Below are 24,917 nucleotides of genomic sequence, written 5' to 3'. Positions count from 1 at the left end.
GCGTTGATCGCAGGTTCAGGAGGCGACCGCCTGGCCTATGGCGTCTGTGGCCATGCCGGCGGTCGGATGGGACGGCCGCGGCAGCCCGAGATGGTCGCGCAAGGTGTGTCCGGTATATTCGGTGCGGAATAGCCCGCGCTTCTGCAGGATCGGGACGACCTGGTCGACAAAGTCGTTGAAAGCGCCGGGGAACCAGGGTGGCATGATGTTGAAACCATCGGCAGCGCCGGCGACGAACCATTCCTCCAGTCCGTCGGCGATCTGTTCCGGTGTACCGAGCAGCAAGCGATGACCCATTGCACTTGCGGCATAGTCGCGCAGCTCGCGCAAGGTCATGTTATGTTTTTTCGCGAGCGCCGAGAGCGTCACCGCGTGGCCTTGCATGACCGTGGATTGAGGAAGCGTCGGAACGGGCCCGTCGAGGGGATATGGCGACAGATCCTGGCCAAGGCGCTCTGAAAGTACCTTCAGTGCGGAGACCGGATCTGAAAATTCGCCCAACGCCGCCAGCTTGGCTTTCGCGTCGGCCTCGGACGAGCCGATAATAGGACAGACCCCAGGCATGATCTTCATGGAGGCGGGATCGCGACCTGCCTTTGCAGCTCGAGCCCGCAAATCATCGGCGAATGCCTTTGCCACTCCGACGTCCTGCTGAACCGCGAAGATGACTTCTCCAATCGAGGACGCGAGGTCACGGCCGGCTTCGGATGCGCCCGCCTGGATGATTACGGGATAGCCTTGCGGCGGCCGTGAAATATTGAGGGGACCCTTGACCGAAAAGTATTCTCCCTTGTGGTTGAGCTCGTGCATTTTGGAGAGATCCGCGAACTGTCCAGTGGCCTTGTTCATCACAATGGCCCCGTCCTCCCAACTGTCCCAAAGGCCCTTGACCACTTTGACGAACTCGGTCGCTATCGCATAGCGAAGGTCGTGCGGCGGATGGTTGGCGTGGCCGAAATTTCCGGCAGCTTCCGGAAATGCCCCTGTCACGACATTCCAGGCCGCGCGCCCGCCGCTGAGGTGGTCAATCGATGCGAACATACGCGCCAGATTGTAAGGATCGCTGTAGGTCGATGAAGCGGTTGCGGCGAGCCCAATATGCGATGTCCGCATCGCGAGTGCGGCGAGAAGTGTCAGGGGTTCCAACCGAACCATTACGGAGGGATGAACTTTCGGTCCTGTGTTGAGCGCGTCCGCAAAAAAGATGAGATCAAATTTGCCGCGCTCCGCGGTCTGCGCGATCTGCTCGATCAACTGGAAATTTTCCGCGCCGGCTTGCGCTTCTTTCAATCTCCAGCCGGCAACGTGGTGACCGGTACCGAGCGTGAAGACACCGAGATGCATCTGTGATGTTTTGGCCATCTGAAATCCTCAAGACAGGTTTGTCGGACTGAAGGTCTCGTGAGCTGCCTGCGCCGATAGCAGCGATCTCATGCGGTTGACCGCACTGTCCGGCGTGGTCAGAACGCGTTTTCGGGTGGCACGACCAATAGCCGGCGACGCGCGGGCGAGACTGAATTGCGCAAGCGCGATCACGTCGCAGCCATTCAATTCAGCAGCCGCCGCGACTGCCAAGGCATCATGTTGCTCGACATCGCCGGCGTTCATCGCTTCCAACGCCCCTTCCGCAAGCTTTGGGACAACTTTGATGGAAGGCCGAACGGCAACGAACTCGTCGGGCATCGAGGCGAGTGTGGGAGCAAAGGTTGCGAGGAGGCCGATCCGAGAACCGGACGCGATTGCGTCGTCGATCATCGCTTCATTCGGCTTCAAGACAGGCAACGGCGAGAGGGCTGCCTTGCAGGCATCAATGCAAGGCCCAAAAGCCGAGCACGTAAACAGAATTCCGTCTGCGCCGCTCTGCACCGCGTACCGCGCCAGGACGAGAAAACGATACGTCATCGCCGGCGTCAAAGCCCCCGCGCGCGCCAGGTCGGCGGAAAGACTGTCATCCAGGATGTTCTGAACGGTTGCCGTGGGCCACAAGCGGTGAAACGCTTCCTCAGCGGGTTCGACCGAATGGCGTAGGGCATGGATCAAAGCGATACGCATCCTTTACCCCTTGATTTGGCTCGGCTAGGGAGCCTGTTTTGAGTATTACTACATATATTTTGAATGTAGTCAAATTTTGCGGCGTTCGGCGCCTCTCGCAGCCTGCTCCGGTTCGCTCGCCAAAGTGTCAGCCGCCCGAATGGCGCGAATAGTCGGGCGGGAGCAAAACTAGCCCGACAGCGAGTGCGAACGCTCTGCCTCCACGGCTTTGGCGAAGGTCGCGAAGAACTGGTCCGCCAGTTTCTTCGCGCTGCCGCTGATGAGCCGTTGTCCAAGTTGTGCGAGCTTGCCGCCGATCTGCACTTCCACATCATAAGCAAGCGAGGTGCCGCCATCCTTATCGGCCAGCTTCACCGAAGCTCCGCCCTTGGCAAAGCCGGCGATTCCGCCCTCACCCTCGCCGGTGATCCGATAGCCATTCGGCGGATCCAAATCGCTCAAGGCGACGCGACCGCTGAAGCGGGCAGAAATGGGACCGACCTTCACTTTCGCCACAGCCCGAAATCCATTGTCTTCCGTCGCCTCCAACTCTTCACATCCGGGAATGCAGGCTTTCAGGACTTCCGGATCATTGAGCTTGGCCCACACCACGTCTCGCGGCGCGTTAAGCTGGATCTCTCCGTTCATGGTCATTGCCATATCTTGGTTCCCGTTTGGTCTCGCAGCGGCGAAGTGAATGCTCGCGCGGCTCGCCGCGCCTTCCGTTCAGCTTTACGATCGCGGAAATAAAAGTATTTGCTCGCTCTTCCAGGTGGCGTTGACCGCGGAACCGGGCTGCATCGCGCCCATCTGTTCGTCGTTCGGTTCGATGGCGATCAAATCGACTCCCGACTGGAGCTCGATGACGTAGCGCGACGTATTGCCGTGATAGGTCACCTGCTTCACATTGCCCTTGACCGACGGGCTCTCCGACGTTTCGTCAATCGATACCGCGACCTTTTCCGGACGTACTGCCAACGTCACGTTTTCACCGGCGTTGAATTTCTGTTTTGATTCGACAGAAAAGAATGCGCCGAACACTTCAATACGCGACAGAGCTCCGCGGACATCGACGACCTTTGCCGGGAGGAAATTGGTAATTCCCATGAAATCGGCCACGAATTTGGTTCGCGGCGCACGATATATCTGATCGGGGGTTCCGAACTGCTCGACAATACCCCTGTTCATCACGGCAACGACATCGCTCAATGTCATTGCTTCCTCCTGGTCATGGGTGACGAACAGCGAGGTCATGCGGAGTTCACGGGTCAGCGCATGCAATTCCATTTGCATCGCCTCGCGCAATTTGCGGTCCAGCGCGCCGAAGGGCTCGTCAAGAATCAAGATGCCTGGCTTGATGGCCATCGCCCTGGCAAGCGCAACGCGCTGCTGCTGGCCGCCGGACATCTGCGCGGGGTAGCGATGCGCGAGATGATCCAGCCGCACGATCTCCAGGATCCGCTTGACCTGTTTGGCGCTTTCTTCGGCAGGCACTCTCTTCATCTTGAGGCCGAACGCCACGTTCTCCGCCACCGTCATGTGCGGGAACAGCGCCAGACTTTGAAATACCATGCCGATATTGCGCTTGGCCGCCGCCAGGTTCGTCACATCGCGCCCGTCGAACTCGACCTGGCCAGAACTGGGCTTCAGCAATCCTGCGACGATCCTCAACGTGCTGCTCTTGCCGCAGCCGCTCGGTCCGAGAAGTGTCACGAACTGGCCGGACTCGATCGTAAGATTGACGTTGTCGACCGCCAGAAAATCCCCATAACGGCCGACGATGTTTTTCAGATCTACTCGAGCCATTTCATTGTCCCGTAAACAGGCGTTTGAGGCCGAACCATCGCTCCAATACGATTGTCAGGCCGAATATCAGCCCGATCAGCATTGAAGAAATCGCCGCGACGGAGGGGTCGAAACTGTATTGCAGGTAGGCCATGATGGAGATGGGCAGCGTCGTCGTGCGCGTATCGACCAGAAACAGCGACACGTTGACGTCATCGAACGACAGGATGAAACCAAAGAGCATTCCGGCGACGACGCCCGGCCGGATCAAGGGCAAAATGATATGAAAGAACGCTTCCCGCGAAGTAGCGCCCAGCGTCTCTGCGGCCTCCTGCAATGAATCGTCGATCTGCGAAAGGCTAGCGATCGTCGTGCGCATCACATATGGCAGCACGATCAGCGAGTGGCCGATGAGCAGCCGTACCGGGGCCTGGCGTACGTCAATTGCGGCAAGCGCAACAAGCAGCGAGACGCCTGTTACGAGACCCGGTACGATAATCGGAGTAACGAACAAGGCTTCAAGCGCGGCTTTGCCGCGCAGCCGGCTCTTCCACAACCCTACTGCGCCCATCACGGCGATGGGTGTTGCCACCATGGTGGCGACTGCGGCCAGTATGGCGCTCACCAGCATACTGTTGACGAAACCGGAATTGCCGAGCGCAGCCGCATACCAGCGAAAAGACCATGCGGTCGGCGGAAAACTTTGCACCGCCTCGTTATTGAACGAGACGATGACGATGCAGACGAGCGGAGCCAGCAAAAATATGTACAGCGCCCACGTCAGACCGCGAAACGAATAGCGTTGAAGCGCGTCGATCATCGCCGGCCCATCCATTGCCGCGTCCGGCGGCCGAATTCCAGCAGGACGAGTCCCACGATTGCAAACGAAGTGGCCAGCAGCATCGCCACCAGCACCGAGCCGAACTGCCAGTTAAATGTCACGACGAACTGTTGATAGATCAACGTCGTGATCATTCCGGACCGGGTTCCACCCATCAGCGCGGGCGTGATGTAGGACGACATCGAGAGGCTGAACACGATGGTTATGCCGGCGACAATTCCGGGACTGACCATCGGTAGAAGGATCCGAAGCACGATCGTCAATCTTCCTGCGCCCAGCGTACCCGCGGCCTGCGGCACGGCCGGATCAATTCGCTCCAGAGCCGTGAGAATCGGGAGAACCATCAACGGTAGAAAAACATGCACCAGGCCCACGACGACCGCGCCGTCGTTGAACATCAGGTGCAACGGTTGCCGGATGAGTCCCGCGCTGAGCAGTGCCGAATTGATCAAGCCGGTGTCGCCGAGGACGAGCATCCAGCCGAATGTACGTGTGACGATGCTGACCAGAAGGGGAGAAAGCACGATGATAATAATGACGCCCCGGCGCGTTGCGGGGGCCTGCCAGATCGACAGAGCCAGTACCATTCCAAGGATCACGCACAGGACCGTCGTGATGCCGGCGATGTAGACGGTTTTGCCCAGCACCCACCAATAGAAGGGAGACGTCACAAAGCGGGTGAAATTCACAAGCGTCAGGTGGCTGCTCAATTCCACAACGCCTGGCCGCGATGGGTTGAATCCCATAGCCAGGACGTAACCGAGGGGAACGATCAAGCAGGCACAGACGGCGATGCACGCCGGCGCCAGCAGCAATGCCGAGGAGTTGAAACGTCCTTGCCTCAAAGGCAGCGAAATAGCCTGCTCAGTCATGTCCACGGATATGATTTCAACTCGTTGGTCGGCGTGCAAGTTGCGTGCCCCGGACGCGCGGCATCAGTGCTATCCGACCAAATCCGGATCAGATCTTCGGAAGGACGCACCAGGCCGAAATAGAGCCCGAGCGTTTCCAGAGTTGCGTCGTGCAGGTCCCGCAAATGATCCTTCACTGCAACGCAGTCGCCGGCCACCACGAGATAGAAATCCCGCATCACCGCTTCCCGGGCCGTACTCTCAACGCAGCAATTGGTGGTCACGCCCGCAAGGATGAGGCTTCTTATGCCGCGTGCGCGGAGCAACAGGTCGAGTCCGGTATCTGCGAAAGCACTAAAGCGGTGCTTGGCCACGACGGCTTCGCCCGGCAAAGGCTCGATCCCCTCGACGAACGCTGCGCCCCAACTCCCGTGCGCACAGATTTCGGTATCACCAGCGGGAAAGCGCTTGCTGGCGGACAGATCGGCGGCAGACGCAGTCCAAACCGCAGGCTCCCGACCTCCCGCGGCGGGAAACCGGTAGGGAGATCCGACATGCCGGTAAAGCTCTCCATATTCGGCGCGAACGTGGACGACGAATAAACCGGCCTTCCTTGCCGCGTCCAACAGAAGCTTGGTCCGGTTGACCGCCGCTCCGATCATTTTCATGGATTGGCCGGTACGGCCGGTCGCCCCTTCCGGCGCACAAAAATCATTTTGCACGTCGATCAGCACCAGCGCGGCCGCGCCCGGGGCGATTCGATCGGAAAGCGAAGACAAAAGCTCCGGGCGTTCGATGGCGCGATTGTCAGAGAGCGCCGCGAGCTCCTCATCGTTCGCACGCATCAATCCATAGCCGCGCGCACGCGTGAATTCAGTCACGCTTTTAATAAAGTCCGCAGGCGCGTCGCCGGCAATGACGATGTTACTTACCGAGTTGGATCGCAGAACAATGTCGATATTCGCGACCAGGAACAGTCCGGCCGGATCGGACCGCACGCAAACAGTGCGCCCTCGCCCGCCGGGCCACAGCGCGCAGCCGGTGTTGCTGCCGACCACATCGGTTGAAGTCCAGGGATTCTCCTGATGTTCCAGGAGTTCCACTTCAACGACAAGTCTCCCGGCGGTCTGCGCAGCGATCGCGGCCTGCGCGACGCCTTCCGTGGAAGGGCCGACAACGATGATCGCGGTGTCGTGCCCGCCATTTGAATGAACACTCGACGGCAACCGGATCTCCATCTCGGCTTAGGTCCCCGCCATCGTCGCGGCCGGATATGGCCCGGAACGAAGGCGGTGACGTGTGAAATTCAGAGACATGCTCGATGATTCCACTTCACTCGATCATCTAGAACGCAACTTCCTGATTCCAGCGATCCGCGAGATCCGACATCTGCGGAATGATCTTGGCCCAGTTGAAAAGCTTGAGATGTCCGTGATCCGGAACACGCTGACGCGTACGCTCATTGATCACGGCCGTGACATTGGTCGGGGCGGCAACCACGCCGTTACAGAAGTTTTCCTGGATCGGCCTGCTCAAAGCGAAGTTGATAAACTTCCAGCACAAGGCCGCGTTCTTCGCATTCTTGGCAACGTGATATGACGCGGCGCCAACCATTGCACCTTCCGACGGAAAGATGAATTTGACCGGCTTTCCGGCGTCGATAAGACCATAGGCGGGAATGTTGGTGGTCATTCCGCAGACCCAGGCTTCGCCGCTTCCGAGAAGATTCGAGATGTCGCCGCCGCCCTTGAAAAACTGGCGGACGTGAGGCTTGAGCTCTTTCAATGCCTTGAATGCCGGATCCAGATTGTCCTCGCTGCCGCCGTTCAGCAGCGCGGAAATGACAATTAATTCCCAGGATCCCCATTGTCCGATGTCGGGAACGGTTACCTTGCCCTTGTAGGCCGGATTCCACAGGTCCTTCCATGACGTCGGCGGCGTCGGCACGAGATCTTCACGATAGGCAATGCCGTACCCTACGTAGTCCAGCGCCACTGCCTGCTTGTTGTACTGATCGAACCAGACAGGATCGACATCCCTGAGATTGGGGATGTCAGCAACACTGAGCGGCATGCCAATGTCCTCCAAAACGGCCTTCATGCTGTCGGGGTAAGGCAGCATCAGAAGATCGATTTCGGGAGAGCTGCGATTGACCAAAGCATTGGTCAGCCATTCGCTGGTCGAGCCGAGCTTTGCGAGAACCTTGGCGCCTGTCTCTTTTTCGAAAGGCTCTATGACGTTTTTTCGATACTCTCGCTCATAGGCGCCTCCGAAGACTGTCGTTGCGAGGCCTCCCTGCTGGGCTAGCGCGGGGACTCCGAGACCAAGCGTAATTGCGAGACCACCCGTCGCCTTGATGAGCTTGCGGCGGTTGATGCCCTCGATTGCCGGAACGTCTTTCATGTGTAGCCTCCTCAAAATTGGATCTCGCTAAGGCGCCGCGTGAAGGGACATTGCATTTTTGTGTCGTTGAGCCTGCGTAACTTAATTTTGAATAATACTCAATATCCGAAATGCCGCAGCGAGGGAAAATGCTTCAACGGGTCGCTTGGATGAAATCCTCGCCGAGCAACGCGAATAGGAAAACTTGCAAAAAAGCCGCTCAAAGAGAGCGGCTTTAGTGCAGCGAGCAAGACGATGTCCGGCTGTATACTTTTTAATCACACTCAAGAGATGACGCTGCGCGTGTCCCTGCCGCTGATCCGTCAGCGGCCGTCCGGTCCGCCCATGGTGTGGCTCGACGCAAAATGCCGCGGCCCCAGCACTGCTTTCGCAACATCGCCGACCGCTTCGGTCGCCTCGTCCATTCCCTGGAAACAAACAATCCGGCACGGGCAGGCCTCAAGCCCTTCGTAACGCCAGGGGAAGGCGCCAATGACAGCCCGCTTGTTGAGCATCAATTCGATGTCGCCGCCGACATTTTCGGCATGGATGAGGCCTTCCTGAAACGCGTAGCTGTGGAACGGAAAGACGTTTTCCTCGATGTGTCGGCCGGATTTCTTGTGAACGTAATTATAGTCGCCGAAGAATTCCGCGCAGCTCTTGCCGACTTTGGCTTCGAAACGCTTGGCCAGATCGGGTCGCATGTCCCGGATCGACGTATTCATGGAATGATCGCCCGAACCGCAGTCGATACCGAACCACTTGATCTTCTTTTTGAGCATCCACTCCAGTAATTCGATTTTGCCGCCGGGATGCATGCAGAAATAGCGCACCAGATCCTGCTGCGGCTGCCCTTCCCAGTAGCGGTGCCAACCGGTGTGAATAATAAGGATGTCGCCTTCCTTCACCTCGACGGGCGCGCTCTCGATCATTTCCGGTGTGATCACGGCCCAATCGTCCATGTGCTTGGATACATCGACGACGGCTCCGGGGCCGACCAGAAAATCGAGCGGATAGGATGCCATGTCGCCCATGCCGTCAGTACCGTGCATGGCGCCGTCGATATGCGTGCCGACATGAAGCGCGGTGTCGATCCGTTGCGCCACAATCATCTTAGTCTGCAGGTTTTGCGCGTAGTACATCTTGTTGCCGGCATAACCGACCCACCCCGGCGTATGCACATTCATGAGATGCGATAGATCGACGATTTTCATTGTTTGATCCTTTTCGTCAGTTGCGGTGCGGGAAGGACGGCGGCAGATTGCCGGACGATCATGCTTGTCGACGAACCCCTGCCACGTTCGGCGGAACGAGCACTGTTTTGATCTCAGGGTGCTGTTGCGAGCGAAATGGCTCAGCTCACTTTGCTTAAGTCACTGGGGCGCCACCGCGTCCTTTGGTATGGCGCCTACGGCCTTAAGCATCGGAACATCGGCAGGACTCGGACCACCGACACTGACAATGCCAACGCCCCGGTCGGCGGCAACGGCGTGCTTGACCCCAATGGGTACGTGAACGACGCAGCCGGAGTGGAAGGGCAGCTTGATGTCGTTGGTATAGTCGTAGATCGTGCCCTCGCCCTCGAGGATGAAGATCGTGTCTTCTGACAGCGTGTGAATATGGGGAACGTTGGCCTCGCCAGGTTCGAGCCGGACGTAGTTCATGTTTGCGCGCCACGCGCCGACGCCGGGCCATACGACAAAACGGGCGTCCTTGGATATGAGCGGCAAACACAGAGAGGGTTTGTCACGATGAAAAACGCGGATAGCCATGGACCGTGCAACCTTGTTTGAGAGCGGGAAGACTTCCGTTGAAGTTGAAACGACCGATCCTTGAGGAAGCCGCGGCGAGACTTGAAAATCAGATATCTGGATAGAGACTGAAGTCGGCTGGACACGGCCCGCCCAGAAGCTTGAGGCCGCTGTCGCTTGCCGCCACGAACTGATAGGTGTCGCCGGCATCGATGTGGATCATCGACCCCTCTTCGAGGGGACTTTGTTCGCCGGAGACGAGGTCGGCGACGGTCCCGGACCCCCGAATAACGTAATAAACGCTGTCGCCGGCGTGGCTTAACGAAACGGTCCTTGCCCCGCTCTCCAGGTTCAACAGGTGGAGCGTCCGGTAGGTGCCTCCGTTGCCCGGCCACAACACCGCCTTGGCGTTGCCGGCTCCCTCTACTAACGGTATATCCGGGCACCCTGCAGCGCTGTCGATGACACGCACCGTTGGCGAGTCGGCAAAAGTCATTGGCCACCTTTTTACCTGCATCTAATTTTTTTTACTTATATCAAAAAAACAGTCGTAGCAAGGCGTCCAGTTGGATAAAATGCTCTGACCGAACGAGCTCCTCAATGAGGGATGAGAATACCGAAATGGAAGAAGCAGACGCAGCCCTGGCCGCAACAACGGATCAGTCCGGCGAGATAACGGATGCGACGGCGTCAGCTATCGCCGCGATCGGCGTGCGAATCAGAGGAGCACGCCAGGCACGATCCATGACGTTGCAGGCGTTGGCGGACGCGACGGGGCTTAGCCCATCGATGCTCAGTCTGGTGGAACGCGGACGCGCTTCACCTTCAATCGGTTCACTCATCGTCATTTCCGCCGCGCTGGGCGTCACGATGTCCGAGATCATTGTCGACGAACCGGTGGAGGATGAAAAACTGGTGGTGCGATCGCACGAGCAGCAGATCGTTGAAACAGCCCAGCACGTCATCCGGCGATTGATCCGCGATGATAGAACCAGAGGGGTCTCGATCGCTCTGAATCAATACGAACCACACACCGGTAGTGCTGATCGCCCCCTTATGCATACGGGTTACGAATATGGTTACGTGCTTGAAGGCACCCTGACCGTCGAGGTTAACGGCGTTTCACATGAGATCCGGAGCGGGGATCTCATCGCGTATGATTCACACAAACCTCACCGCATGTGGAATCATGGTGAGGGACTCGTACGCACGCTCTGGTTCAATATCAATCATGACTAGTCTGCGCTCGCGGTGTCACCAATGCGAAGCTCGGTCGCTGACCATCCGGCTTCCATGTCGCTTATGGGCGGCGTCACCGCATTCGACGCCCGCGAGCCCGGCTTTGCGTTCAGCCTACATGACGTCGCCATGGTTGCAGTTCGCCAATGACAAAGATGGCCTAGGCTAACAGCCCCGGCGCGATGCAGACGGCACAAGTGGGCCCACTGCAACGATCGCTGATTTGCGCTGTAGGCAGCTCGTGCACCAGGGTCTGGCAGCGCGAGGAATGAGTCAGCCGCTCGGGGTCGCTACCGCTTGTTATCCGGCCAGCCTCGCCGCCTTTTTGACGTTCTTGGGACATACCCCTTCCGAGGATATCGGTTAGAAAAAGGGACAGCATTTGTTCAACATAATTGGCGTGGCCCTGTTGCGACGAGGAGCCGCTGCGGCATGGAACTAGTGTCGAAACCTGTGTCGTTACAGAAACTGTGGCGCCGTCTGGTCGCTATTAGTGCGATCTGCGTGTCGATCGGTGGTGCGCATGCTCAGAATCTCGATCAGGGAAAATCCGGCGCCAGGCTCTTTGCGGATGGCTGCACGACATGTCATCACAGTGCACGAGGCCTCAGTAAGGCCCGTTTCAGACTCACGCTCTTCTTGTTCTTGCAGGACCACTACGCTACCAATTCGAGCTCGGCCTGGGCGCTTACCTCCTATCTAGAGTCCGTTGATGGAGCGCAGCACAGCCGATCGCGAGACGCCGCGGCGAAGCCGTCGGCTCCTGCGACCCGCACATTGCGGCCCTCAATCCGACCACCCGCATCGGTGCCGGAACATTAGGTCCGCGCGGTGTTCCATCGCGGTCCCTCACTTATGTCAATGGAAGGCAGTTCAGGCAGGGAATGCCGGGGCTCTAGCTTCATCGCGCTGCAAAACTGGCGGGGGAAACCGGCCGATCGCCTTGCGGCGGGTTCCGCGGCGTAAACGCTTCGCCGCCAAGTTCTTACATATATTTCGCTTCATTCAGGATCGATCGCAGACGCTGCGCCAATTCTGCGCGACGGAAAGGTTTGTCGATGATTGGAAATTCATCCACCGCTTGATGTCGCTCCAACACGTCTCCCGCGTAGCCGGAGGTGAGCAAGACCTTGATGCCCTTGTTCAGCCGCCTCGCTTCGCGGGCGAGCTCAACGCCGCTCACTCCGTTTGGCATCACTATGTCGCTAAACAGCAGTTCGAATTCTTCGCCACTCCTGAGCAGCTGGATAGCCTCTGCACCGTTCGCAGCGGACCGAACCCGATAGCCGAATTCCGATAGCATGGTCGACGTGACATCGAGGATATCCTCATTGTCCTCGACCAAGAGGATCCGCTCCGAGCCTGCCGGTATGGCCTGTGATTGAATTGCTTCCACTTCAGCGTCAGGTTTTTGCGTGGCTTTAGGAAGGTACAGAACAATCGTGGTCCCCGCCCCGGAAGCGCTTTCGACAGCAACATGCCCCCCGGATTGCCGGACAAAGCCGTACACCATGCTGAGACCGAGTCCGGTACCCTTGCCGACCTCTTTGGTCGTGAAGAAGGGTTCAAAAATCTGATCCCTCACTTCGGGGGACATTCCGCATCCAGTATCTGTGACGGATAGCCTGACATACGATCCGGGCGCGGCACCGGTCATGCTCCCCCCATCCAGCACGACGTTGCGCGTCTCGATTTCGAGTACGCCGCCATTGGGCATGGCATCGCGCGCGTTTAGGGCCAGGTTGAGGAGAGCGGTCTCGAGCAGCGGCGGATCGACATGGCACTGCCACAATCGCTCATCGGTCCGGAGCCTGACTTCGCATTCCCCGCCGATCGCCTGGCGGATGAGCCCCAGGAACTCAGAAATGAGCTGATTTGCGCAGACCAGTTTTGGGTTCAGTTTCTGCTGACGCGAAAAGGCGAGAAGTTGCGCCGTCAGCTTTGCTCCGCGGCTGACGGCGCGCAAGCCGGCAGCCGCCCACTCCCGGACGCTGCCATTATCTGCCGCGTCGTGGATAAGCTCGAAATTTCCGGAAACCACTGTGAGCAGGTTGTTGAAGTCGTGCGCGACGCCGCCGGTGAGCTGGCCGACGGACTCCATCTTCTGACTCTGGTGAAGCTGTTCCTCTGCCAGTCGGCGGGCCTCCACGGCGTGCTTGTGTTCGGTGATGTCTCGCAAGTAGACAACGAGCCCTTCGCTGGAGGGGAACACGTTGATCGTGTACCAAGCGCCGGCACGGGTACAGTGCGTTTCGAACGAGGCCGGGCGCTGGTCAGACACGACCCCTTGAAGCTGGCTATAAATTTCCGCGTCGACGCCCTCGAAAAACGTCTCCGACAGTTTCGTGCCGATCGCAGCCCGCCCGTCTACGTGCTCCAAGGCTCGCCCGTTCAGGAAGCTGATGCGCCACTCTCGATCGACGATCACCACACCGTCGGTCGTGCTCTCAAAGATCATCGTGATTCGAGCCGCGGATTCCTCGGCTTTCTGCTTTGCCTCGGACAATTCGCGCTCGCGGTGTTCAAGCGCATCGGCCATGGTGTTGAACGCGTCGGCGACCCGCGCTATTTCAGACCTGCCGCGGATGTCTACACGCTTGGAAAATTCGCCGAACTGCCATTGGTGCGCGGCTTGAACCAGTTGAGCAAGCGGGCGCTGGATGAACCGCCGAGCCCCCAACGATGTCAGGACCAGTACGATCAGCGCGCTTAGGGTAATGAGAAAGATGCCGCGCTGCGTGCGATGCTGGATCTCGGTGAAGGCCAGAGCCTTGTCGAGGCCGAAGCTGACATGAAGCCCTCCGGAAGCATCCCCAAGGGCTGAGAAGCCGACGATACGCTCGACGCCGTCGAGGTCTATCACATCTTCCGCAGTCTCTTGGTCGAATTTCCAGGTTTTTCCAGCGGGCGGCTTCCTGCCGACGAACTGGCTGTTGTCAGGATAGCGTGCGAGATATGTGCCATTGCGATCCGTGATCGCCAGTGCGGCTCCCGCTGGAACACTCTTTTGAGCAATGTGGTCAGCAAGCCAATCCAAGCCGAGGGGTGCGATAATGACGCCGCCCATGTGACCATCGTCGTCGTAGAAGGGTAACGCAAACTGAATGACCTTTCGCGGAACTGACCGACCTATCGAGAATTCCCCGACAGTAAACGCGCCGGTCTTCAGCACGTTAGCAAAGTAGGCTCGCGTGGCGACATTGACCGGTCTACGGTCGCTGTTCGATTCGCAAAACGGCTCGCCATCCAAGTCGGTGACGAGGATGGTAAGGAAAGCCGGAAACCGCTGCTTCATCCCCGCCAGGTATGCATTGCACGCCTTGACGTCCTTCGCCCTTATCGCGGGCAGTTCGGATAGCGCGATCAGGACCTGACGAATTCCCTGAACGATCTGCTCTTGTTCCGCCGCGGCAAGCTTAGCCAGGCTAAGCGCCTGCTCCTGCACTTCGACTTGGCGCGTGCGGCGCAAGTCGAACTCATTATAGGCTTGGATCGCGATCGCTGGCAGCAGCGATACAGCAACCAGCACGAATAGATGCGATAAAAGAGTAGCATTTCGTGCACGCATTCGAACCAAACCACTTCCTACGCACAAGCCATCCACATCGGGTCGCTCATGCGTCCTCACACTACAGTCTTCGCCGAACGGATCCGCTGGGCGCCCTTCCGTAGAGCCTATTTTCGACGATGCCGGCGGGTTTTCGATCGGCTGGCGCCGTCGCCACAGCGGTCATGCGCTGTTCGGCGGTCCCGCAACGAAGAGGCGTACCGCACGGCCAGCCCCTCGATCGTGTTGCGAGGAGGGCCGGCTACGTCGTGGAGAATCTGTCCGCCCCCCGCCGGCGTGAAGACGACCAGCGTGCGACGACCGCGGCGTTCGATACGGTGATGCACCGAAATCCCGTGTGAACAGCAATTTTTGCTGAATGTTTGATAGGCAATCACGAAGGCGTGCGCTCCCATTGCCATTCAGCCCTATGGCGCTCGTGTTGCCATAGGGTTTCAACTTCGAAGATTGAAGTTACGATTGTAGCTTAGTGGCTATCGGGACGGTTTCGGCGGCGAATGAGCGACAAACAATCGGCAGTATCCGTTCAAATGCTGCACCGTCATCATCAGGCGGGAAAAAGCTGTGTCCTGCCTGAATTTCGTCAAGTGTTTGTTCTCTTGCCTACAATCGCAACCGTTTTCCTGAGACTGAAATAGCGCGGTAGCGTTGCCCATCCAGTTTGGCTGCGGCATTTCAGCAAAAGGAAAACAGCCAAATGAAAATCACTCCAGTAGGTGCTTTGATGCACCAGGCGCTAACCCATCCAAAAAGCACGGCGTTCATTTTTCACGAGGAGGTTTGGACTTATGAGCGGCTTGCCGCCGAAGCCCAGCGCCTTGCGCACGGGTTGGCGGCGCGCGCGGTTGGACCGGGTGATCGCGTCGTTCTTCATATGATGAACAGGCCCGAAATGATCGTTGCCTATTATGCCTGCTTTCTATTGGGAGCCATCGCGGCGCCCTTACGGACCGCCTTCAAATTCGCAGAACTCGCACCGCTTCTGCAGCGGTTGAAGCCCGCTCTCTACATTGGTGAAATTGGTCTGTACGACAATGTCGCGCCGGTAGATGTCTCGATCCTTGCACCGAACAAGCGCTTTGTCATCGGCGGAACCTTCGAAGACCACGGCGTCCAACCCTGGGAAGCACTGTTCGAAGGGGGGACCAACGAGGCTTTGCCGACCGAGCCGGCCTCGTACAAACCCGCCATACTGATCAACACATCCGGAACGACCGGTCGGCCCAAATTCGTCATCCATACGCCGGCAACCCTCTCCGAATCGCTGGACTTGATGCTCAGGTATTGGGGGCTCTGGGAAGACGACATCATGGTCGAGCCGCTTCCGTTGGCGCACATGAGCGGGCTCGTGACCCTTCTGTCCTATATCCAGTTCGGCACTCCCTTCGTGTTGCTCGAGAGCTTTGACGCCGACATCGTGCTCGACACCATTGAGCGCTATCATTGCACCTGGTGTCTCGGCTTTCCGGCACAGTATGCCGCACTGCTCGAGCGTCAGCGAATCCGGCCGCGGAATCTGACTTCCTTGCGGGTTTGCCTCACCGGGGCGGATGCCTGCCCGGTCGATCTGCAGAAGCAAGTTACGTCTATCTTTGGCGCGCCGCTCTACAACCTCTGGGGCGCAACGGAAGTCGTGGGGTCGTTGACCTTCGGCCTGCAACACGGGCCGGTCGTGCGGATCGTCAAGGAAGCGCGAATCCGGTTGGTCGATGACAATGGCGCTGAAGTCGCGGATGGCGAGGTCGGAGAACTCTTGATCCGTGGTAAAAACGTCTTCGCCGGCTACTGGAATGATCCTGACGCGACGGAGGAGAGTCTCAAGGCTGGCTGGTACCATACCGGTGACCTGATGCGGCGCGGCGAAGGAGATGAACTCTGGTTCGTGTCCCGCAAGAAAGACATCATCATTCGCGGCGGCACCAACATCTCACCTGTCGAAGTGGAAGAGGCGCTGGTCGCCGCCCATCCCGCAGTCGAGGAAGCGGCGGTTGTGGGCATACCCGATACGGTACTCGGTCAACGCGTGTTCGGGTTCGTCAAGCTTGCAGAGGGAACGATGCACACGGTCGTCTCCGAAATCCTCCGCAGGGTCGCGACGCGGCTTGCATCGTACAAAGTCCCCGAGGGTCTCGGAGTGGTCGACGAACTGCCCCGCAACGCGCTGAGTAAAGTCGATCGCAACAAGCTGTTGACCATGGCGCCCGCCGCTGAAACGGCCGGCGCTTTGCAGATCGCAGCCGCTGCTCAGCGGCCGCAACAGCCTAGCGAGCGGCCTGCCCGGCGGGTCGCCCGGAATAGATAACTCTTTCTCCACAACCGTTGCATGTGAACGGAAAACGGCGGGCAAAACCCGCCGTTTTGCGATCTGCGTGTTGGAGCCACGCCGACATAGCCGATAGCCCCGAGGTCTTCGCGGCCCCGCCGGCTCGGACATATCGCCCCGACGGACTCAAGCAACAAAAATCCCATGTTACGTTTGTAGGCGTGTCGTGTGGATCTGACATCCGATCGTAATCTGATCTTAGCACCGTCCGGCCCCGGCAACACCGTGGAGAGACAGCACGTAACATCGGAGCCATGCATCACCGAAATGGCATGAAAGTTGAGACATTTCAGGCCGCCGAGGCGTCATCGTACACTGCAGCCTCAACGTACCGCCAGCCAGTGTACAAGGCACTTTTCGTACTAACGCATTTTAGATCACAATTTATCACGTCCCCGAGATTTACGGATCGGGGCCATAGCAAGGCCTGGCCGGAGGTATCACCTTTACCCCCCAATGCGGCGCATCTGAAACGGAGACGAAGATGCCTCAGAAGGACTGTACATCCAGGGTGTCTCTGCTGCTGAATTTTGAGGTGTGGGACGGTCTTTCCAGCCAAAATCTCCGCCCCATCGAGTTGGCCGCCGAAACGAATATCTCGGGTGGCCAGAAGACAAAGAACATCTAGTTAGAGCTAGCACCACAACTTAGCGAGGGAGAAAGTTGAGAGGTCAATCTATGCCTGCGGATGTCGGCCATATCATTGTCGTTGATGATGACCCGTCGTTGCGGCAGATGGTGACTAGGTATTTGGAGGATAACAATGTACCGACGAAGTCCGCTTCGAACAGATCCGAGTTGAATCGCCATATTGCAGGGATTCCTCCCAGCCTGATAATTCTGGATCTGCGGCTCGGCCAGGATGATGGGTTGGACCTTTTAAGGGAAATACGTTCTCATTCGGACGTTCCGATCATCATCACAACCGGCCATCGCCCTGACGAAATCGATCGTATCGTCGGTCTGGAACTTGGTGCGGATGATTACATCATAAAGCCTTTTAGCCTGCGGGAATTGCTCGCCCGCGTCCGAGCGGTGTTGCGGCGACAGGAAATGGGACGAGCTGCACGAGCAAGCGAACCCGAGCGCGGCGGCTATAGGTTTAATGGCTGGGTGCTTGAACGTCGTGGCCGAAAGCTGGTCGACCCCAACGCGGCCCCGGTTTCGCTGAGCAAAGGCGAGTACGCCTTGCTGCTTGCCTTTCTAGAAGCACCTCAGCGGCCCCTCACGCGGGAGCATTTGTTACAAGCCACCCGACTGCATGAGGATATTTTCGATCGCAGCATCGATGTCCAGGTCTTGCGATTGCGGCGCAAACTGGAGGTCGATCCGAGTGCACCACGCGCCATCCAGACCGAGCGTGGCGTCGGCTACGTCTTCACACCGTCGGTCGAGCCTTTTTGAGACATGAAGCTTTTTGAGACATGCCGCAGCGGGGTGTGGTCGTGACCACAATTATGGCCGCGCGAAGTTGCAGGCGTAACGATATTCTTCGCCGCGGAGACAATACCGTAACAGGCCGCCGCCAGATTAGTCCCGCAAACAGCTTGCGGGAGTTTCACATGATGGCGAATCATTTTTCTGGAACGGCAAACGATTTTCTCAGGCGACACTATTTCCCTGACGAAGCCGGAGGAACTGCCGACAAAAAATCGATGCGGACCGCCCGGGTTGACTTGGCAGGCGTGAAATCTCCAACCGTAATCATTGCAGTGCCGGATAAATTCCCGGCGGTGATCGTTGCGCGGACGGACACGAATCAGCGCAAGGCCACGTTCTGGTCGTCGGTACTGGACTATCTCATCGAAAGCTTTGCGTTATATGGCGCAGCCACGCATCCGGCAGCGCTCTTTGCTCTTGAGCCCACTCGCGACGAAGGACAAATCCCGCAGCCGAGAGATATCGATCCCAGCGAACGGCGAGGGTTTACAAGCCCGATTTCACCGGCTGCAACCCGGTACGCGGCATCATCCGAGCTTGACCGCCAGTCCAATCATGTGACACCCGCCGGATATGTGATCGCTTTCTCAGACGATAGTTCGCGCGAACGGGAACGAAAGATCAAAACAACCATCGCGGCGCTGGCCGAACTCGATGACCGGACCTTGCTCGACATGGGCATTCCCCACCGCTCGCAGATCGAGCAGGTCGTGAGATACTGTCATGATTGCTGATATGGTCTCCTTCGCAATCGCCGGAATCGGCTTCTGCCATGCGGCCGGCAGCATGATTCTCTACAGGGGATTCGTAGCCGGCAAGAACACCGTTATGACGCAAAATTGGACTAGATGGCGGGGCTGACACCGAGGGAGAAATATTTTCGCTTGAGCAAAGATCGCTGAATTGCTGCCCCAAAGAGATTTGCGGCAGTTGCCGAGGTCAAGTAAAGCTGAAATCTCGCGAACCGCTCTTCGTGGGCGGCGCGCCATCGGCGTCTGTGTGCTGATTCTTGGCAGCTTGCAGCTTTCCCCAGCGCCGTCGCAATCTTCTGATCAAATGCTTGATGCCAACAGCACCACGGCCAAAGAACCGATCACCCCGATTCCCGAGCCCGCCACAATCGATCCGTTGAAGGTTAAGCTCGGGGAGCGTCTGTTCGGCGACCCTCGGCTGTCTCACGACAATTCGCGCAGTTGCGCGTCGTGTCACGATCTCCGCACCAATGGCGCAAGTAGAAATAGTCACGACGTCGCCCTCGACGGCTCCGGCCTCCCTCTCAACACCCTTACGGTATTCAACGCCTCGCTCAGCTTTCGCTTCGGTTGGGAGGGAAAATTCCGGACCCTTGAGTCAGATATCAAAGCCTCATTGGAAAGCCCCTGGATTATGGGTACCAACCCTTCCGAAATTGCCGAAAGACTTAACGCAGACGCCGGTGTGCGTCAGGAATTCGCCGCCGCCTTTGGACGCGGTCCGGACGCTTTAAACGTCGTGGACGCAATCGCGAGCTTTGAGCGAACTCTCGTAACACCAGGCAGCCGGTTCGATCACTGGCTCGCGGGCGATCCGGCCGCGCTGTCGGCCGACGAATTGAATGGATATCGGCTATTCAAATCCTTGGGATGCGCCTCCTGTCACCAGGGCGTAAATATCGGCGGCAATCTTTTCGAACGGCACGGAATTTTCCATCCGCTCGCATCGCCACAGCCCGAGATTCTACGCGTGCCAAGTCTACGCAATGTCGCGACAACGCCGCCGTATTTTCATGACGGCAGTGCGCCAACGCTCGATGACGCCGTTCGGAAAATGGGCCTCGCACAGCTCAATTCGACGCTGACAAACCAGCAGGTAAACGAGATCGTCGCATATCTGCAGAGCTTGACCGGATACTATCGCGGGGTGCCCGTGGGGGCGTCACCATGAGCACCCTGAAGGCAACCCCAGTCGCAGTCATCGTATTGTTCTTTCTTTTGCTGCTAACCTGGCTGCTACTGAGCGGATTGAACCTGAATTCCGTTCGTTATGATCGAGAGCTACGGGCACTTGACGATTTCTCCCGATTTGAGCGCGCACTGAACCGTGAGGTGTTGACTGCGCGCGTCGGCTTGTCGCGAAATTACGATGCCTTGGCGCGGATCGCAGACGCGTACGACAACTCGCTCGATCGATTGCGTGAAGCTGCGGGCCCAAAGTCCGAGGAAAGCGCTGCAATCGAAGTTCTGGCCACCGTTGCCCACCGGCAGCAGGATCTGGTCGAACGGTTCAAGAGCAGGAACGCATTGCTGCAGAACTCGCTTACCTATTTTGGAATATTCAGCGCCCGTCTTGCGGCATCGAACGATAAGCCGGTGGTTGCGGCCACGAGCGCCCTGGCCGCCGCCATGCTGCATCTCACACTCGATACGTCACAGGTCGCCGTCGACGAGGTTCAGCAACGCTTGAACGAACTCGCGGCGCTGCAAAGCCCTCGCGACGATGCCGAGTCGATTCAAGCAGCGGTCGCGCACGGAGGGATATTGCGCGACCTTCTGCCAGCGACCGACGCCGTGCTGAAGGCTCTCATTGCCACAGCAAGCAACCCGGAACAGACCGCCGTTCGTTCATTGATCGTGAAGCGCCAGCTTGCCGCGCGCGCCTCGGCGCGCCGATACCGTCTGTTCCTTTATGTGACGTCCGTGATGCTGCTTGGAGCGCTGGCATATCTTGGGTTGCAACTGCGCGCGCGAGCGATTGCCTTGCGGCGTCGTGCTGGCTTTGAACACGTGATCGCCCGGATCTCGACGCGATTCATCAATTCCCAACAGCACGAGATTGCCACGGACGTTAAGTGGGCACTGCAAGAATTAGCGGAGTGCCTCGGCGCCGACCGAGCTTATTTCATAGTGGCAGCAGAGCCAATCAAGGTCTATCGGTGGTTTCGCGGCAGAGCGGAATTCCCGCAAGGGTGGCCCGAACGTGCGCTGAATATTGCGTCTCGCCTTGAGCACGGGGATGACAACATCGTTCACATCCCGGTGGTAAGGCCCTCGCACTCCTATGACACGATAAACCTGCTGGCGGACGCCGGCCTTCAAGGCTGGCTGTGCATCCTGAGCCCAGGCGGGCAGAGGACGCGCGCGATCCTTGGTTTCGATGCGCTGCGCGCGGGAACGCTTGCTCAATGGGCTGAATTCTCTCTCTTTCGCATGGCGTTCGACGCCATTGCAAATGCCGTTGGCAGAGTCGCTCTTGAGCAGGAGAAGGAGCGTCTCGAGGTGAACTTGCAACAGGCCCGCCGGTTGGAGACGCTCGGTGCCTTTGCAAGCGGAATAGCGCATAACTTCAATAATATCGTCGGCGCAATCCTTGGCTACGCGGAGATGGCTGATACGCAGGTCAGCGCCGGAAGCCGGTCGGCCAGCAATCTCGCTGAGATTCGTCACGCCGGCGAACGGGCACGCGAGCTGGTCGATCAGATCCTTACATTCGGCAACCGCGGCGATGCCAGGCGGGAGCGGATTTGCATCAACGCATTGGTCGCGGAAACAAGGTCGCTGCTCACTGCATCGTTGCCTTCCCATGTCGAACTGATGGTCCGCGAGACACCCGAGCGAGCGATTGTGTCGGCGGAGCCGGCGCAGTTGCAGCAGGTCATTCTGAATGTCTGCAACAACGCCGCCCAGGCGATGGACCAGCCCGGTATTGTCGAGATCCGGATCGAGGTGCGGGAAATGGCTCATACGCTGAAGGTCGGCGGTGACGACGTCGGCCCCGGCCGCTTCGCGGTCGTTTCGATATCTGATTCCGGACGCGGCATGGACAAAGCGACCCTGAAGCGAATTTTTGACCCGTTTTTTACGACGCGCATCGAGGGCAATGGTCTGGGACTAGCGACGGCACGTGAAATTGTCCACGAGCATGACGGAGCGATCGGCGTGCAGAGCGCAGTTGGCGCGGGAACGCGTTTCGACATTTGGCTTCCATGTGCTCCGCCCAATGAATTGGAATCAACTCGACATGCGTCCGGCATGGTCGGCCGCGGCATTGGCGAGACGGTGCTGGTGTTCGAAACCGATCCCGTGCGTCTGCTGCGCCATGAGGAAGTCCTGGCAGCCCTTGGCTATGAGCCCGTCGGCTTCACGAAGCTGGCTGACGCAATGGCGGCGTGCCGTGCCATACCATTGCGATTCGATGCTGCGCTCGTATGCCACCAGCCCGGCAACGCTTCTGCCCTCGATTTCGCGGCAGCGCTGCATGATGCCCTGCCGGCGCTGCCAATTATCCTGGCGACGCCCTCGGCGCGAGACCTGGGCGCCCCATTACTGGTAGGTTCGGGGATTTCCGAAGTTGTCCATCACCCCCTGATGTCCGCGGAGTTAGTCGGCGCATTGTCGCGTTGCCTGGCGGATTCTGCCGCTCTGCAAGGCGCCAAAGCAGCACAAACGGCCGACCAAGGCTGCTGATTCATTGCTACCAAATATGCTGCCGGGACACGCCGCCGGCGGCGGGCATTACACCGCCTGGCCTTTGCGAGACTGTCCCCCTAGGCCCTCCAGAGATTCCATCCCGGGGCGCATAGTGTGCGGGTGGAGGTGCCTGTCCAGGGTGTGATGGAATTACCCACAGTTCAGGCGAACGAACACACCTCAACCAACCCGTCCGCTTCAAACAGCGTCTTTAGCAACCTTCAGGGGTGATGCCTTGACCGACTTGCTGGCCGGCTTGGCCGCGAACTCCATGGGCTCTTTCGTGAAAGGATTTACACCGCTGCGGGCTTCCGTAGCAGGCTTATTCACGACCGACATTTTGACGAAGCCAGGAATGACGAACTCGCCGGATTCATTCAGTTCCTTATAGCCTACAGTCGCCATCTGCTCGATGACGGCCTTTACGTCTCCTTTGGAGACCTGCGTTCCTTCTGCAATTGCATCAATCAACTGATTCTTGGTCATCTTGGCCATGATGGATTCCTTTGTGGAGAGGCTCAGAACAGTTCAAAGCGCATGAGCGACCGGGGGTGGTCACTCTGTTTAAAACGCAGCAAAGCCACGCAGTTCGCTTCTCGTTCATACCTGTGGTGATGAAGTCACCGGGCTTAAAACCCATCGAGGCCCAAAACGCAAGGAGCAACTCGGCGTGTGTTCCTTACCTGGTTACTATGTGCCAGAAGCGGCTGTAAGCAGGGACTGGCCCCGATGGTCGCAATTTTCGCCTCGCTGGATGGATTGCAGAGCGGCACACCAAGGGACCCGGCTTCTCTCGGACGGGTTTATTCTTGAGTGTCAAGAAGCCACCAGACCGGAGGCAAGCCATGGAGCATCTCCACTATCCGAACGAAAGCACCGCGTATCGTGCCGCCAGAAACGCACTTCTGAACGACGAGATTGCACTTCGTGCTCAGATAGAAACTGTTGCAGCCAAACGCCGCGCCCTCCCGCCAGGCGGCAAGGTTTCGGAAGACTATGTATTCGAGCGGATTGGCAAGAATGCAACGCCAGAGAGGGTAAAGATGTCCGAGTTGTTCGGTTCGCACGACACGCTCATTCTGTACAGCTTCATGTATGGACCCGAGCGCGAACTACAGTGTCCGGGCTGCACGCACTTGCTCGATGGGATCGACGGCGCGGCAAGGCACATGGGCCGGAGAGCGGCACTTCACATTGTAGCCAAGTCCCCAATCGCACGTCTGGCCGCGTGGGCACACGAACGCGGCTGGGACCAGCTCTCGCTCGTGTCTACGGCGGGTAACAAATACGACTCAGATTATTTTGGTGACACTTCAAGATTTTCCAAGGGAATGCGTGCACAGCGTCGCGTCCCGGACGGCGAGAACTGGGACGAAACAATATTTAACGTGTTCAAGAAGTCTGACGGGGAGATCCGTCACTTTTGGGGCTCGGAGATGAGTTTCGCGCCAACCGCCCCCAATCAACATCATCGCGCCGGGGATCTGGTCGACCCTTTGTGGGGTCTGCTTGATATGACACCCGAAGGGCGTGGCGACTTTTTTCCGAAGGTGAACTACGACTAAGCACAGCCAAGGTGGTCGGCAACCCCGTAATTGCTCGCGCTCGCTCCGCGGTATTTGGTTCGCAAGAGCCGATAAGCGTTGCGCCACTGGCGAGTCCGCGCTTTTATCACCAACCACGCATTTCTTGGCACATCTCACCTAAAAGGAGTCTGAGCTTGAGCGTTGCCTTCACCAAGGAAGACAGTGCCGAAACTGCGTCGGAGACGCTGCTGCCCGACCGCCCGGTTTCACCTCATCCGAACCTCGTTACGGAAGCGGGATTAAAGGCTTTGGAATTTCAACTCCACCAGGCCCGCGAGGCGTACGAGACGGCGCAGAAGATCGAAGACGTGAATGAACGACGGCGTCAAGCGGCATCCCCCTTGCGTGATGTACGCTACTTTGCGACGAGAGTTCGAACGGCTCAGGTCATTGGAAAGCCTGCGTCAACAGACAATATTGCCTTTGGGAGCACGGTAACCTTCAGGCGCGACGATGGGCGCGTACAGAAATACTGTATCGTGGGAGAGGACGAAGCGGACCCTAAGGCTGGTTCTATTTCCTTCGTATCCCCAGTGGCAAGGAGTCTGATGGGTAAAGCTGTTGGGGATGTCGTCGGTACATCCGGTCAAGAGCTTGAGATCATTGCAATCTCGTAGCACGCCGCTCGAACCCAGGCCACCAGTCCAGTTTTGTTCAAGGGTAGCTCGAGCGCCT

The 24,917-nt window shown here is 58.2% G+C and carries 21 protein-coding genes; 8 read left to right on the top strand and 13 right to left on the bottom strand.

Translation table 11 applies throughout. From position 1 onward, the window contains the following. Positions 1–15 precede the first annotated feature (15 nt). From BLV09_RS35120 to BLV09_RS35070, 11 genes are all read right to left on the bottom strand, one after another. Positions 16–1,362 (bottom strand): LLM class flavin-dependent oxidoreductase, encoded by a 1,347-nt coding sequence (locus tag BLV09_RS35120; RefSeq protein ID WP_146690680.1) that lies wholly within the window; start codon positions 1,360–1,362, stop codon positions 16–18. Between the two features lie 9 nt (positions 1,363–1,371). Continuing rightward, positions 1,372–2,052, bottom strand: coding sequence for an aspartate/glutamate racemase family protein (locus BLV09_RS35115; RefSeq protein WP_146690679.1), 681 nt, complete (start codon positions 2,050–2,052; stop codon positions 1,372–1,374). Positions 2,053–2,220: 168 nt separating this feature from the next. Continuing rightward, positions 2,221–2,691 carry a CoxG family protein gene (locus BLV09_RS35110; protein WP_100383246.1) on the bottom strand — a complete coding sequence of 157 codons (471 nt, stop codon included), beginning with the start codon at positions 2,689–2,691 and terminating at the stop codon, positions 2,221–2,223. Between the two features lie 72 nt (positions 2,692–2,763). Further along, a complete protein-coding gene (locus tag BLV09_RS35105) occupies positions 2,764–3,837 on the bottom strand; it encodes an ABC transporter ATP-binding protein (protein ID WP_146690678.1) in 1,074 nt (357 codons plus the stop codon). 1 nt (position 3,838) lies between these two features. Next, positions 3,839–4,636: an ABC transporter permease gene (locus tag BLV09_RS35100; RefSeq protein WP_167558996.1), complete on the bottom strand. Its 798-nt coding sequence runs from the start codon at positions 4,634–4,636 to the stop codon at positions 3,839–3,841. Then, positions 4,633–5,568: an ABC transporter permease gene (locus tag BLV09_RS35095; RefSeq protein WP_146690676.1), complete on the bottom strand. Its 936-nt coding sequence runs from the start codon at positions 5,566–5,568 to the stop codon at positions 4,633–4,635. Before BLV09_RS35095 ends, BLV09_RS35100 begins: the two co-directional genes overlap by 4 nt. Then, on the bottom strand, positions 5,526–6,734 hold the full coding sequence (locus BLV09_RS35090; protein ID WP_167558995.1) for a cysteine hydrolase family protein: 1,209 nt from the start codon (positions 6,732–6,734) through the stop codon (positions 5,526–5,528). The genes BLV09_RS35095 and BLV09_RS35090 overlap by 43 nt, the downstream gene beginning before the upstream one ends. A 118-nt stretch (positions 6,735–6,852) precedes the next feature. Then, positions 6,853–7,911, bottom strand: a complete 1,059-nt coding sequence (locus tag BLV09_RS35085; RefSeq protein WP_146690674.1) for an ABC transporter substrate-binding protein — start codon at positions 7,909–7,911, stop codon at positions 6,853–6,855. A gap of 302 nt (positions 7,912–8,213) precedes the next feature. After that, the gene (locus BLV09_RS35080; protein ID WP_146690673.1) at positions 8,214–9,104 is read right to left on the bottom strand and encodes a cyclase family protein; all 891 of its coding nucleotides are present in this window, start codon (positions 9,102–9,104) and stop codon (positions 8,214–8,216) included. A 159-nt stretch (positions 9,105–9,263) separates the two neighbouring features. Beyond that, positions 9,264–9,662: a cupin domain-containing protein gene (locus BLV09_RS35075; RefSeq protein WP_100383253.1), complete on the bottom strand. Its 399-nt coding sequence runs from the start codon at positions 9,660–9,662 to the stop codon at positions 9,264–9,266. Positions 9,663–9,750: 88 nt separating this feature from the next. Beyond that, positions 9,751–10,137, bottom strand: coding sequence for a cupin domain-containing protein (locus BLV09_RS35070; RefSeq protein ID WP_167558994.1), 387 nt, complete (start codon positions 10,135–10,137; stop codon positions 9,751–9,753). A gap of 125 nt (positions 10,138–10,262) precedes the next feature. Between BLV09_RS35070 and BLV09_RS35065 the strand changes: the two genes are divergently transcribed. Then, the gene (locus tag BLV09_RS35065) at positions 10,263–10,880 is read left to right on the top strand and encodes a cupin domain-containing protein (RefSeq protein WP_167558993.1); all 618 of its coding nucleotides are present in this window, start codon (positions 10,263–10,265) and stop codon (positions 10,878–10,880) included. A 985-nt stretch (positions 10,881–11,865) separates the two neighbouring features. Here BLV09_RS35065 and BLV09_RS35055 read toward each other — a convergent pair. Beyond that, positions 11,866–14,409 (bottom strand): ATP-binding protein, encoded by a 2,544-nt coding sequence (locus BLV09_RS35055; RefSeq protein WP_244548903.1) that lies wholly within the window; start codon positions 14,407–14,409, stop codon positions 11,866–11,868. A 736-nt stretch (positions 14,410–15,145) separates the two neighbouring features. Here BLV09_RS35055 and BLV09_RS35050 point away from each other — a divergent pair. The 5 genes from BLV09_RS35050 to BLV09_RS35030 all read left to right on the top strand — a co-directional run bounded on the left by BLV09_RS35050 (position 15,146) and on the right by BLV09_RS35030 (position 22,653). Next, positions 15,146–16,750 carry a class I adenylate-forming enzyme family protein gene (locus BLV09_RS35050; protein WP_100383257.1) on the top strand — a complete coding sequence of 535 codons (1,605 nt, stop codon included), beginning with the start codon at positions 15,146–15,148 and terminating at the stop codon, positions 16,748–16,750. 699 nt (positions 16,751–17,449) lie between these two features. Beyond that, positions 17,450–18,175 carry a response regulator gene (locus BLV09_RS35045; RefSeq protein WP_146690670.1) on the top strand — a complete coding sequence of 242 codons (726 nt, stop codon included), beginning with the start codon at positions 17,450–17,452 and terminating at the stop codon, positions 18,173–18,175. 158 nt (positions 18,176–18,333) lie between these two features. Beyond that, positions 18,334–18,945 carry a DUF1127 domain-containing protein gene (locus tag BLV09_RS35040; protein WP_167558992.1) on the top strand — a complete coding sequence of 204 codons (612 nt, stop codon included), beginning with the start codon at positions 18,334–18,336 and terminating at the stop codon, positions 18,943–18,945. Between the two features lie 169 nt (positions 18,946–19,114). Then, positions 19,115–20,134: a cytochrome-c peroxidase gene (locus tag BLV09_RS35035; protein WP_244548902.1), complete on the top strand. Its 1,020-nt coding sequence runs from the start codon at positions 19,115–19,117 to the stop codon at positions 20,132–20,134. Beyond that, complete coding sequence (locus BLV09_RS35030) at positions 20,131–22,653, top strand: two-component system VirA-like sensor kinase (protein ID WP_244548901.1); 2,523 nt, start codon at positions 20,131–20,133, stop codon at positions 22,651–22,653. Before BLV09_RS35035 ends, BLV09_RS35030 begins: the two co-directional genes overlap by 4 nt. 201 nt (positions 22,654–22,854) lie before the next feature. On the opposite strand, the gene BLV09_RS35025 is transcribed toward BLV09_RS35030, so the two are convergent. Beyond that, positions 22,855–23,151, bottom strand: coding sequence for an HU family DNA-binding protein (locus BLV09_RS35025; protein ID WP_057850035.1), 297 nt, complete (start codon positions 23,149–23,151; stop codon positions 22,855–22,857). 350 nt (positions 23,152–23,501) lie between these two features. Here BLV09_RS35025 and BLV09_RS35020 point away from each other — a divergent pair, with 350 nt between their 5' ends. Continuing rightward, a complete protein-coding gene (locus tag BLV09_RS35020; protein WP_146690668.1) occupies positions 23,502–24,221 on the top strand; it encodes a DUF899 family protein in 720 nt (239 codons plus the stop codon). Between the two features lie 155 nt (positions 24,222–24,376). After that, positions 24,377–24,859 carry a transcription elongation factor GreA gene (gene greA / locus BLV09_RS35015; RefSeq protein ID WP_146690667.1) on the top strand — a complete coding sequence of 161 codons (483 nt, stop codon included), beginning with the start codon at positions 24,377–24,379 and terminating at the stop codon, positions 24,857–24,859. Positions 24,860–24,917 lie beyond the last annotated feature (58 nt).

It is taken from the genome of Bradyrhizobium canariense (assembly GCF_900105125.1).
GTDB lineage: Bacteria > Pseudomonadota > Alphaproteobacteria > Rhizobiales > Xanthobacteraceae > Bradyrhizobium > Bradyrhizobium canariense_A.
This window is presented reverse-complemented; position numbering and strand designations above follow the sequence as displayed.